This window comes from Alkalihalophilus lindianensis, from assembly GCF_032843265.1.
Taxonomy (GTDB): Bacteria; Bacillota; Bacilli; order Bacillales; family Bacillaceae_D; genus Alkalihalophilus; species Alkalihalophilus lindianensis.
Map to the genome: position 1 here is coordinate 1 of NZ_JAWJBA010000135.1, position 324 is coordinate 324.

1 protein-coding gene is annotated in these 324 nt (G+C 42.3%); it reads right to left on the reverse strand.

The window, feature by feature from the left end; genetic code table 11:
- Positions 1 to 324, reverse strand: a 324-nt coding sequence (locus RYX56_RS21650; RefSeq protein ID WP_317124026.1) for a helicase-related protein, incomplete at both ends; no start/stop codon positions are given.

Consider the following 324-nt stretch of genomic DNA (forward strand, 5'->3'; position numbering starts at 1 on the left):
TGGCTTACCATCACGTCCTGCTCTGCCAATTTCCTGCAGATATGATTCTAGTCGCATCGGCATGTGATAGTGGATGACAAAACGGATATTTTCTTTATTCACGCCCATCCCAAATGCACTGGTAGCACAGATAACATCAAGCTGGTTATGAATAAATTGCTGTTGAATCAATATTCTTGTATCTTGCTCTAAGCCGCTATGATATACACTTACCCGACAAATCTGTTTCTCTATAAGAAGTGAAGCCATATACTCGGCCCCCTTCTTGCTGGAAAAATAAATGATTCCCGGCTTTTGCAGCTGAGCAACAAGCTCAAGTACACG